Source organism: Egibacteraceae bacterium, from assembly GCA_040905805.1.
Lineage (GTDB): Bacteria > Actinomycetota > Nitriliruptoria > Euzebyales > Egibacteraceae > DATLGH01.
Map to the genome: position 1 here is coordinate 23,929 of JBBDQS010000166.1, position 11,415 is coordinate 35,343.

Here is an 11,415-nt window from a genome sequence, read left to right on the forward strand (position 1 = left end):
CCCGACCACCGCCAGCCGGACCCGCGACGGCCAAGGAGGGCCCGTCACCGCTCCCAGTCGCGCTCCTCTTGCGTATACGGGTGGACGGTGGCGTCCACCCACACCCAGATCGTCTTCGACCGCGGGTAGAACCACGTCGGGAACCCCACCATCGCCAGGGCCGACAGCACGACCACCGTCACCCACGGCACATCGGGCCAGGTCAGGATCATGGACCCCAGGAGGATGACCGCGAACAGCAGCTGCGCCATGCCGAGGTTCACGATCATCGCCCCGACCCAGTAGCCCTCCTCGCGCTCGAAGGTGTAGCCGCAACCGGGGCAGTGGGCCGCCATCTGACCCCACGACGTGAAGATGCCCGACGCACCGCAGTGGGGGCAGCGCTTGCGCAGGGCCCGGACGAGCTTGGTCACCGGTAGCCGGCCGCTTGCAGGGCCGCGAGCGGGTCGTCGGCGTCCGTCACGTCTGCGGCGTCGTCGCACGCCCGGCTCGGCAGGCGGTCCTCGCCGGCGAAGAGCTGGTCGCAGACCGCGGCCTCCGCCTGCCGCGCGGCCAAGGCCGCCTCCGCCTGCTCGGGGTCCAGGTCGAGCAGCGTGGCGTCGTGGGCCACCAGCGGCGCGATCCACGCCGGGGGGCTCTGGGCGAACTTGCCGTTGACGAGGATGCGCCGCCCGTCGAGGTCCGCGGTCGAGTCGACCCCCGTCGCCTCGAACACGGCGAACCGCACGATCCCGCCGGCCTCGGCGAAGGCGCGCACCCGCTGCGTTGTCGCCCCGTCCAGGTCGGCGCCGCACAGGGCGTCGAGGCCGGCCGACAGGACGGCGAGGTCCGCGCGGTGCCCCGCGATGCGCACGCCGGCGAGCAGCGGGCACTCCTCGGCGTCCCAGGCGACGGGCTCGGCGTCGCCGACGGCGTACTCCCCGACGTCGTGGGTCAGCCCGGCCCCGGGCGGCGGGCGCCGCTCGGCCACGGGGACGTCGGGGGACCCCATCGTGACGAAGGCGGTGACGAACACCGCGATCGCGACGGGCACGCTCACCACGGCGAGCACCACGAACCAGCGGGGCAGCAGCTGCTCGGCCAGCTCGCCGACCGGCGCGTTGCGCCACGGGTCGGTGGGCGGGGCGGGACGGATCATGCGCCCAGACTAGATCCGCGTCCTCCGCCCGGCCTGCCGCCCGGCCCACCGCTAGCGTCGCGGTAGGACTCCACCAGCCGCAGGTACACGGAACTCGCGTTCCGCACTTCTCGATCAGCTTTCGGCCCCCCACCCTTTTCGCGCTGCCGTCATCTCCCTATTGGTCGGCCCGTGGGAGCCGAGCCTTTACCGGTTACGGCCGATCCGGTTGTCGCGCTGGTGGTCGCTCCGGTGGCCGATCCCGTTGCCGACCTGGCGGACGGCGGGTTCACGGGGCCCTCCGTCGTCGGCGGGTCAGTCGGTCCACACCCGCACCACCTCTTCGGCCAATGCCTCAGCGTCGAGGTCGTCGATGTTGCAGGCGACAGCCACGGCAAGGTTGTCGTCCGGTTGGATCTGCAGGTGGGCGCTGACCCCGACCCAGCCGCCCGAGTGGGAGAGCGCCGGTCGTCCGTTCACGTCGTCGTACAGGCTGATGCCGCCGGCGTAGCGGCTGCCGTCGTCGTCGGGGATCGGACCTGGGGTCAGCATCAACTCGCGCCACTCGGGGGATCCCACCCCGTGGGCGGTCGGGGCATCCAGGAACACCCGCGCCCACCGCAGCAGGTCCCCCACGGTCGTATGGGCCGCACCGTCACCGGTCTGTCGCCAGCGGCTGACCGCCGGCTCGAAGGTGCCGTCGCCCTCGTCGTAGTAGCCGACCGCCTCCCCCGGTGGCGTGCTGTCCTGGTCGTCGCGATATCGCGAGTCGAGCATGCCCAGCGGTGCGAACACCGCGTCAGCCGCGTGGTCGACCAGGGTCCGTCCGGTCACCGATTCGACGAGCTGGCCGAGCAGGAAGTAGTTGGTGTTGGAGTACTCGAACACGGTGCCGGGATCCCGGACAGCCACCCCCTCGAGCGCGGAAAGGGCATCGACGGCGGTGGTCACCTCCTCCGGCTCGGCGTCGAGCAGATCGACATAGTCGGGCAGCCCACTGGTGTGGTGGACCAGGTCGGCAACAGTCACCGTCCCGGGGGTGATGTCGAGGTCTGGCAGCCAATCGGTGAGGTCGTCGTCCAAGTCGAGATCGCCGTCGACGATCAGGCCCATGACGGCACCGGCGGTGATCTGCTTGGACACCGAGGCCACGTCGATGACGGTGTCGGCGGTGAACGGTGTGCCGGCCTGAAGATCGGCGGCACCGTGGGCGGTCTCGACGACCACGTGGCCCTCGAGGTACACCCCGACAGCGCATCCAGGCGTGGTCTCGTCGAAGTCGGCGAAGGCCGCGTCGGTGTCGGCTTGGCGGTCGGTGTCGGCCGACCCGTCGGTGCCGTCGCACCCGGCCGCTGCGAGGACGAGCAGCCCGACCAGCACACCGACCGCACACCGCATGACGGTCACGGTAGTGCATCGCTGAGGGTCAGGAGGCCGACGCCCGATGACGTCGCAGGAGCTTGTGGATCTCGCTGACGGCGGCGACCGACACGGCGCGGCGCCTAGCGCTCGGTGACGACCCCGGCGGCGACGTGCAGGGTGCGGGTGATGGGCACCGCGTCGAGCAGGCGGCGGTCGTGGGACACCAGCAGCAGCGTCCCGGTGAAGGCGGCCAAGGCGTCCTCGAGCTGCTCGATGGCCGGCAGGTCGAGGTGGTTGGTGGGCTCGTCGAGGACCAGGCAGTTGGCGTCGCGGGCGGTGAGCAGCGCGAGGCCCGCCCGGGTGCGCTCCCCGGGTGACAGCGATGCGGCGGGACGGGTGACGTGCGCCGCGCCGAGCCCGAACTTGGCCAGCAGCGTCCGGGCCTCGACCGGTTCCAGACCGGTCGCGGCGGCGAGGACGGCCACGATGGTCGGCTCGCCGGTGAGCTCGCGGCGGGCCTGGTCGAGCTCGCCGACGACCACCCCCCGGCCAAGCGTCGCGGTCCCCGCGGCGACGGGCAGCTGCCCGAGCAGCGTTCGGAGCAGGGTGGTCTTGCCGCCCCCGTTGGGGCCGGTGACGGCGATGCGGTCGGCCCACCGCAGGTCCAGGTCGACCGGGCCGAGCCGGAAGGCCCCCCGTGCCACGACCGCGCCCCGCAGGCTGGCCACCACGTCGCCCGACCGGGCGGCGGCGGGCAGCTCGATGCGCAGCTGCCACTCCTTGCGCGGCTCCTCGATGGCCTCCTCGTCGAGATGGCGCAGGCGGGTCTCCAGCGCGCGCACCCGCTGGGCGCCCTTGGTGGCGGCCTCCAGCTTGGCGCCCCGCGCCGCGTGGTCGTTGTCGGGGGCGCGGTGCTTGGCGCGAAACGCCCCCCGCACGGACTGCTCCCGTGCCGCCTGGGCGCGGTGGGCCAGGGCCGTGCGCTGCTCGGCGGAGCGCTCATAGGCGTCGCGGCGGTGGCGGCGAAGGAGCTCGCGCTCCTGGCGGTAGGCCTCGTAGCCGCCGGCGAAGGCGTGCGCGGTGCGGTTGGCCGGGTCGAGCTCCAGCACGTCGGTGACCGTGCGGGACAGGAACTCCCGGTCGTGGCTGATCACCACGAGCGCACCGCGCACGTCACCCACGAAACGCTCGAGGCGCTCGAGCCCGTCGAGGTCCAGGTCGTTGGTCGGCTCGTCGAGCAGCAGCACGTCGAAGCGGGCCAGCAGGATCGCGGCGAGCTGGCCCCGGGCCATCTGCCCGCCCGACAGCGCGGTCGTCTCCTGGGCGAGCGCCGCGTCGCCGAGTCCGAGGTCGGCCACCACCGCGGCCGCCCGGGCGTCGAGGTCCGCGCCGCCGAGGTCGAGCCAGCGGGCGAGCGCCTGGTCGTAGCGCTCGGCTTCGGGCTCGCCCCCGCCGTCGAGGGCGTGCGCGGCGGCCTGCAGCGCGGCGTCGGCGGCGGCGGTGCCGGTGCGCCGGCCGAGGTAGGCCAGCAGCGTCTCGCCGGGACGGCGGTCGGCCTCCTGCGGCAGGAGCCCGACGGTGCCCACGGCCTGGACGGTGCCCTGCTCGGGGGTGAGTGCGCCCGCGAGGACCCGCAGCAGGGTCGACTTGCCCGCCCCGTTCGGTCCCACGAGACCGAGGCGGGTGCCCGCCCCGACGGTGACATCGATGTCGTGGAGCACCGCCTGCCCCCCGAACGCGACCTGCACGCCGCGCGCCACGATCCCGACCATGACGCCACGCTACTCGCCGCGTGGCGGATCAGGACCATCTGGAGGCCCTGATCCGCCACACGCTCCGCACTGGCCCTGGCGGCGCTGGTGCGGCCTACCGCTTGACCAGCGCGAACGGCAGCACTGTGCCCGCGCCGGCCTCGCGCAGCAGCGCACCCACCACCGTCAGGGTCCATCCGCTGGCCACGGCGTCGTCCACCACCAGCACCGGCCCGGTCGGCAGGCCGCCGGCTGGCACGGTGACCGTCCACGCGGCCAGCGCGTTGGCCGCCTGGTGGCCCGAGTTGGACCGCGTGGCCTGGGGCGGGGTGTCGGCGATGCGCGCCAGGGTGGCGACCAGCTCCAGGTGGCCGAGGGCCGCCAGCCGCTCGGCGACGGCCGGGGCCGCGTGGGGGCGCCGGCGCGAGGGCACCCACGTCACCCACGTCGGTCGCTGCGCCCACGGCCACGCCGCCAGCACCCTGGCGGCGGCGGCCACCGTGTCGTCCAGGGCGGCGCGCCACGCCGGGTCGCTCCGGTCGGCGTCGTCGGCCAGCGCCACGTCGAGCGTCTCCGCCCACACGTCGTCGCCCGTCCAGGCCAGCGCCCGCCCCTCCGCGCAGGCGGCCGTGCCGAGGTTGCCCGTGCGCCCGGGCAGGCCCGCCGGCCAGCGCCGGCGTGCGGCGATGGGGATCTGCTGGTCGCGCAGGACCGTGCGGGCGGTGGCCACGAGGTCGGGGTCGGGATCGTGGGCCGGGGTCGTCCCGGTGCAGTTCGCGCAGCGGCCGCACGCCTGCGGGCCGGCGTCGTCGAGGGCGTCACGCAGGTAGGCCATCAGGCAGGCTTCGGTGCGCTGGTAGTCGCGCATCAGCTGCTGCTCGACGCGTCGCGCCTCGGCCACACGGTCCATGCGGGTGCGGTCGGGGGTCCACGGCCGGCCGGTGGCCTCCCACCCGCCGCGGACCTTGCGCACCGCCCCGTCCACGTCGAGGATCTTGAGCATCCCCTCCAGCCGGCTGCGCGACAGGTTGACGTGGCGCTCCAACGCGGCGGTCGAACGTGGCCCGCCGGCGCCCGCCAGATGCTCGAGGGTCTCGGTGACCACGCCCGCGGGCGGCATGGCGGTGGCGGCGAAGTACGCCCAGATCGCCTCGTCGGCGTGGCCGGGCAGCAGCACGACCTGCGCGTGGTCGAGCCGGCGGCCGGCCCGCCCCACCGCCTGGTAGTAGCCGATCGGCGAGTCGGGGCTGCCGTAGTGGACCACGAACGCCAGGTCCGGCTTGTCGTAGCCCATCGACAGCGCGGTGGTGGCCACGACCGCCTTGACCCGGTTGGCCTTCAGGTCCGCCTCGATGCGCTGGCGGTCCTCGGGCGGGGTCTTGCCGCTGTAGGCGACCGCGTCGAGGCCCGAGCGCGCCAGCCAGGTGGCCACACGCTCGGTGTCCGCCACGGTCAGGCAGTACACGATGCCCGAGCCCGCCACGCCGGGCAGCCACTCGGCGAGCCAGGCCAGCCGGTGCGCCGAGGTCGGCTGGTGCACGACCGACAGGTGCAGGCTGGCCCGGTCCAGGTCACCCCGCAGGGTCACCACGTCCGTGCCGAGCTGCGCCGCGACGTCCACGCCGACCCGCTCGTTGGCGGTGGCGGTGGTGGCCAGCACCGGGACACCAGGGTCCAGCCCCGCGAGGACGCCGGCGATGCGGCGGTAGTCGGGGCGGAAGTCGTGGCCCCACTCGGAGATGCAATGCGCCTCGTCGATCACCAGCAGCCCGACGCTGCGGGTCAGCGCCGGCAGCACCTCGTCGCGGAAGGTCGGGTTGTTCAGCCGCTCGGGGCTGACCAGCAGCAGGTCGACCTCGTCGTCGAGCATCCGCGCCGTGATGTCGGCCCACTCGTCGAGGTTGGCCGAGTTGATGCTCGCCGCCCGCACCCCGGCGGACGCGGCGGCGTCGATCTGGTCGCGCATCAGCGCCAGCAGCGGGGAGACCAGCAGCGTGGGCCCGGCGCCGGCCTCGCGCAGCAGGCGGGTGGCGATGAAGTACACCGCGGACTTGCCCCATCCGGTGCGCTGGACCACCAGGGCTCGCCGGCGCTGGGTCACCAGCGTGTCGATGGCCGCCGCCTGGTCGGGGCGCAGCCGGGCGTCGGGGCCGGCCAGGGCGGTCAGGATCTCCTGCGCGGCCTGCGCCGTGGGCGTGGCGGGGACGGACTGGGCTGGCATGGCCTCACGGTCTACCACGGCCCCGGCCGGCCGCGACGTGCCGCCCTCGCCCGGCGTGCTCAGCGGGCGAGGCGCTTGGGCCGCCCGGCCCAGGCCTTCTCGATGGTGCGTGCGGAGGGCAGCCGCACCTTCGTGGCCAACCGCAGGTGCTCCAGGGTGCGGATCACCCGCCAGGACGGGTCGAGCTGGCCGCGCAGCAGCCCGTGGCGCGCCGAGGTCGGGAAGGCGTGGTGGTTGTTGTGCCAGGACTCGCCGAAGGACAGCAGCGACAGCGGCCAGTTGTTCGTCGACTCGTCACGGCTGTCGAACGGCTGCGCGCCGAAGAAGTGACAGATCGAGTTGATGCTCCACGTCACGTGGTGGAGCAGGGCGATCCGCACGAGGCTGCCCCACACGAACGCGGTGCCCGCCGCACCCAGGCTGCCGGTGACGGCGAACGCGATCAGCGGGGGGGCGAGCAGGGTCACGACGAGGAAGAGGGGGAACAGGCGGCTGATCGCGACGATCATGGGCTCGCGCTCGAGGTCGGGCGCCCACCGGGCGGTGATGGTCGTGGGCGGCCGGAACAGCCAGCCCATGTGGGCGTGCCACAGGCCGCGCCAGACGCCGCGCAGGCCGGGCTCCTCCACGAGGTGGGGCGAGTGCGGGTCGCCGTACTCGTCGGCGTAGGCGTGGTGGCGGCGGTGGGTCGCGACCCAGTCGATCACCGACTTCTGCACCGACAGCGACCCGGCCACGGCGAGGATGCCCCGCAGCACCTTCGGGACCTCGAAGCTGCGGTGGGTGAACAGCCGGTGGTAGCCGACGGTCACGCCCAGGATCGTGACGACGTAGAACCCCAGGAACAGCCCGAAGTCCAGGCGGCTGATGCCGTCGCCCCACAGCAGGACCATCGCGGCGACGACCCCGGCCAACGGCAGGACCGTCAGCACGACGGCGGCGCGACGCTGGAAGCGGATCTCTGCGACGCTGACCTCCCGCACCCCGCGGATGGCCGGCGGGCCCTCCTGCGCCAGGGCGGTCTCCATGATGGCGTCGGCATCGGGAGGCAGGACAGCGTCGAGCTCGGCGGCGTGGCGCACAGGGCATCTCCTGGCTCGCACGCCTGCGGCGGTCTCACCGGCGAACGAGAGTCTCGTGCTGCCAGGGTAGGCGCGTTGGAAGTCCGGTGCCATCGGCCACGACGTCGCCCCAGGTGTGGAGCACCGCGGTGGCCGGGCCCCGGCCGAAGTGGGCAGGCGGCCCGCCAGGGGCCGCCCCCGACGCCGCCGCCACGCCGAGGCCGGGCGGTGATCGTGGTCTGCGGGTGGATGCTCGCTACGATCCCCCGACGTCCGGCCCGGACGACGCGCGAGGAGCCACGATGGACAGTCCGGCAGCAGGGCGGGACCCGGGGGCGACCTGGGCCGCCTTCGCCGCCGCGGCCCCGGAGCTGGCGACGCAGGTCCGCGAGCGCTTCGCCGCGAACCTCCACCACGTCATCGGCACGGTGCGCCGTGACGGGGCGCCGCGACTCAGCGGCACCGAGGTCCAGATCGACGAGCAGGCCGTCGTCCTCGGGATGATGGGTGGCTCGCGCAAGCTCGCCGACGTGCGGCGCGACCCGCGGGTGGAGATCCACAGCGCTCCGGTGGAGGACGACCTCGCACACGGCGACGCCAAGCTGGCCGGACGTCTCGTCGAGCAGGAGCGCGACCTACCGGAGCACCCGGGCGCGGGGTTCTTCGAGCTGCTGCTGGACCTGGTCGCCGTCGTGCGGGTCGACGGGGACGAGCTCCTGTTCACCACGTGGCGGCCCGGACATGCGGTGCGCGAGACCCGGCGCCGGTAGGGGACACGAGGTGGACGGGTGAAGTTCGTCGCGGCCATGCTGTCGATGCTGGCCGCGCCCCTGACGGGGGGCAGCGGGCGGGCCATGCTGCGCCTGGGCGGGATCTTCGCCGGCGCGGTGGTGCTCTTCAGCGCCGGGTTCCACGTGCTCATGGCGCTGGAGGGCCGCGAGTTCACCTGGGTGGCCAGCGTCTACTGGACGCTCGTGACGATGACGACGCTCGGCTTCGGCGACATCGTCTTCGCGTCCGACCTCGGCCGGATGTACTCGGTGGTCGTGCTGCTGACCGGCGCGCTGCTCCTGCTGGTCCTGCTGCCGTTCACCTTCGTCCAGCTGGTCTACCTGCCCTGGCGGGCCGCCGTGCGTGCGGCGCGCACGCCCCGGGCGCTGCCCGAGGACACCGCCGGCCACATCCTGCTGACGGGCCGGGGGCCGATGGAGGAGGCGCTCATCCACCGGGCCACCGTCGCCCGCGTCCCCTACTTCGTGATCGTCGAGGACATCGACGAGGCGGCGACCCTGTACGACCAGGGCTACCCGGTCATGGTCGGCGACCTCGACGACCCGGCCACCTACCGCGCCGCCCGCGCCGAGTCGGCCGTGATGGTCCTCACCGCCGCCAGCGACCAGACCAACACCAACGTGGCCTTCACCGTGCGCGAGGTGACCGCCGCGGGCGTGCTGGTGGCGACAGCGAGCTCGCCCGACTCCGTCGACGTCCTGCACCTCGCCGGCGCCGACTGCGTCATCGAGCTCGGCGACATGCTGGGCCGGGCCTTGGCCCGTCGGATCCTCGCGCCCACCGCCCGCAGCAGCGCCATCTCCACGGTCGAGGACATCGTCATCGCCGAGACCTCCGCCGCCGGCACCGCCCTGGTCGGCCGCACGCTGGGCGACCTCGACCTGCAGCGCCGCTTCGGCGTGTCGGTCGTGGGGCTGTGGGACCGCGGGTCCCTGCAGCCGGCCACCCCAGAGCTGCGCATCGCGGAGACCTCGATCCTGCTGCTCGCCGCGGCCGAGGAGCGCCTGCAGGCCTACGACGCGGCGTTCGCCCGATCCGAGGACCCCGAGGCGGGTCCGGGCGAGGCGGGGGTGGTGATCCTCGGCGGGGGACGGGTCGGGCGGGCGGTGGCGCGGACCCTGGCGGCCGAGGGGATCGAGCACCGCATCGTCGAGCGCCACGAGCAGCGCGTGCGCCACCTCGACGGGGTCGTGATCGGCGACGCCGCCGACCTCGACGTCCTGCGCCAGGCGGGCATCGGGGAGGCGTCCGCGGTGGTGGTCACCACCCACGACGACGACATGAACATCTACCTCACGTTGTACTGCCGGCGGCTGCGCGCCAAGGCGATGATCCTCGGGCGGGTCGCGCTGGAGCGCAACGTGACGACCATGCACCGGGCGGGCGCCGACTTCGTCCTGTCCTACGCGTCGATGGGCGCCACGGAGGCGTGGAACGCCATCCGTGACGCGTCGACCGTGCTCCTCGCGGAGGGTCTGGTCGTGTTCCGCGTGGCGGTGCCCCCCGAGCTCGCCGGGCGGCCGCTGCCGGCGGCCGACATCCCGGGCGCCACCGGGTGCAGCATCGTCGGCATCGTCCGCGGGGGCACGGGCACCACCGCCTTCGACCCGGCCGCGCCGCTGCCCGCCGACGGCGAGCTCCTGCTCGTCGGCGACGAACACGCCGAGGAGCGGTTCCTCGAGCGCTACCGGCGTCGGCGGTCAGGTCCGCCCAGCTGGCTGCGCGGCGTTTTTGCGGTCTTGTCAACGATCCGTGGGTCACCGTGAGCCTTTCGTGGTCGTGGGGGCACACGCCGGCGGCGCGCCCGGCCCGCAGCGTGCGCCCCGTGCAGCGCTGCGCCCGCCGGACACCGTGTCGAGTGGACACTTTTCGGGTTCGAGACGCCGTTATATCCGATATATCCGGGTGCTCAACCGGAGAAGTGTCCACTGCACACCGGGGACGGCGCCGCCCCACCCAGGCGCCTCACCGTGGCCTTGCAGTCCCCATGCCGAGGTGACCCACCTGGTGTCCGGCCGCGCCTTCGCCGACGCGCTGACGGCTTCCTACGGCGCCGGACGGGAAGGTGGGCCGGCCCTGGTGGCGGGCCGCGGCCGACGACGTCGGCACGGTCACCTTTTCGGCGCTGGAGGATTTCGACGTGCAGGAGGTCCGCCTGGTCGGCGGTGACGCGACGCTCGACCCTAGGATGGGCCCGCCGTGGCGGTCCGGTCGCCGCGGGTGGCAGCATCGGACGCAAGCCATGACCACGCGCGTGGACCGCCGGCAGGTGCTGGCCTACCGCGCCCACGTCCAGGGCCTGCACCGCGACGCTGCCCACGACGTGGTCGGTGCGGGGCGCCCCCCACGTCCACCGCGCCGGCGAGCTCGTCGCCCTGTCGCGGGCGCTGTGGCCCTGGAGCGACGACGACGCCCTGGCCCGGCTCGACACCTCCGCCGGCAACGTGCGCCGGTCGGGCATGCCCGCCCGGGAGGCGCTGCGGTTCGTCGCCGGGGCCATCGCCGACATCGTCACCAAGCCGATGGCCAAGGGCGACGTCAGCGGCGCCCTGACCCCCCGGGTGCCCGCGGAGATGACCGTGGACTGCCGGCGCTGCGAGGCGACCCACATCGTCGAGATCCTGTTCCGCTGCGCCGTGCTCCCGGCCGGCATCACCTGCGCCCGACCACGAGGTGGACGTCGACGGCCGACAGGCGTGGATCCCCGAGGCCGGCCACGCGGCCCTGGCCGCACCACCCGACCCGCCGGCGGTCCGGCTGCTGCCACCGTCCGACCCGTTCCTGCAGGCCCGCGACCGCGAGCTGCTCGCCCCCGACCCCGCCCACCGCAAGGTGCTGTGGCCGATCCTCGGGCGGCCCGGTGCGCTGCTCGTCGAGGGTGACGTCGCCGGCACGTGGCGGGCCCGCAAGAAGGGCCGGCGCATCGCGCTGACCGTGGCGCCCTTCGGTCGCCTGCCCACCGCCGCCCGCGGGGGCCTCGACGAGGAGGCCGCGCTGCTCGCCGCGGCCCGGGGGGCCACCGGCGCCACGGTGACCGTGGACTGAGACGTGAATCGCCGGAGCTTGCGGAGGCGATGCTCTGCTGTGCCGGGTGTGGCGGTCGCCAGGCGA

9 protein-coding genes are annotated in these 11,415 nt (G+C 74.2%); 3 read left to right on the forward strand and 6 right to left on the reverse strand.

Features of this window, described 5'->3' with window-relative positions:
- Window positions 1-44 precede the first annotated feature (44 nt).
- The 6 genes from WD250_17750 to WD250_17775 all read right to left on the reverse strand — a co-directional run bounded on the left by WD250_17750 (window position 45) and on the right by WD250_17775 (window position 7,533).
- Window positions 45-413, reverse strand: coding sequence for a DUF983 domain-containing protein (locus WD250_17750; protein ID MEX2622056.1), 369 nt, complete (start codon window positions 411-413; stop codon window positions 45-47).
- On the reverse strand, window positions 410-1,138 hold the full coding sequence (locus WD250_17755; protein ID MEX2622057.1) for a hypothetical protein: 729 nt from the start codon (window positions 1,136-1,138) through the stop codon (window positions 410-412). Before WD250_17755 ends, WD250_17750 begins: the two co-directional genes overlap by 4 nt.
- A gap of 294 nt (window positions 1,139-1,432) precedes the next feature.
- Complete coding sequence (locus WD250_17760; GenBank protein MEX2622058.1) at window positions 1,433-2,515, reverse strand: serine hydrolase domain-containing protein; 1,083 nt, start codon at window positions 2,513-2,515, stop codon at window positions 1,433-1,435.
- Between the two features lie 104 nt (window positions 2,516-2,619).
- The gene (locus WD250_17765) at window positions 2,620-4,251 is read right to left on the reverse strand and encodes an ABC-F family ATP-binding cassette domain-containing protein (GenBank protein ID MEX2622059.1); all 1,632 of its coding nucleotides are present in this window, start codon (window positions 4,249-4,251) and stop codon (window positions 2,620-2,622) included.
- 94 nt (window positions 4,252-4,345) lie between these two features.
- Complete coding sequence (locus tag WD250_17770; GenBank protein ID MEX2622060.1) at window positions 4,346-6,451, reverse strand: RecQ family ATP-dependent DNA helicase; 2,106 nt, start codon at window positions 6,449-6,451, stop codon at window positions 4,346-4,348.
- A gap of 59 nt (window positions 6,452-6,510) precedes the next feature.
- The gene (locus WD250_17775) at window positions 6,511-7,533 is read right to left on the reverse strand and encodes an acyl-CoA desaturase (protein MEX2622061.1); all 1,023 of its coding nucleotides are present in this window, start codon (window positions 7,531-7,533) and stop codon (window positions 6,511-6,513) included.
- A 281-nt stretch (window positions 7,534-7,814) separates the two neighbouring features.
- On the opposite strand from WD250_17775, the gene WD250_17780 reads away from it, so the two are divergent.
- The 3 genes from WD250_17780 (at window position 7,815) to WD250_17790 (ending at window position 11,349) form a co-directional block, all read left to right on the forward strand.
- On the forward strand, window positions 7,815-8,282 hold the full coding sequence (locus tag WD250_17780) for a hypothetical protein (GenBank protein ID MEX2622062.1): 468 nt from the start codon (window positions 7,815-7,817) through the stop codon (window positions 8,280-8,282).
- Window positions 8,283-8,300: 18 nt separating this feature from the next.
- Entirely contained in the window at window positions 8,301-10,070 is a 1,770-nt protein-coding gene (locus tag WD250_17785; protein ID MEX2622063.1) for an NAD-binding protein, read from the forward strand.
- 907 nt (window positions 10,071-10,977) lie between these two features.
- Entirely contained in the window at window positions 10,978-11,349 is a 372-nt protein-coding gene (locus WD250_17790) for a crosslink repair DNA glycosylase YcaQ family protein (protein MEX2622064.1), read from the forward strand.
- Window positions 11,350-11,415 lie beyond the last annotated feature (66 nt).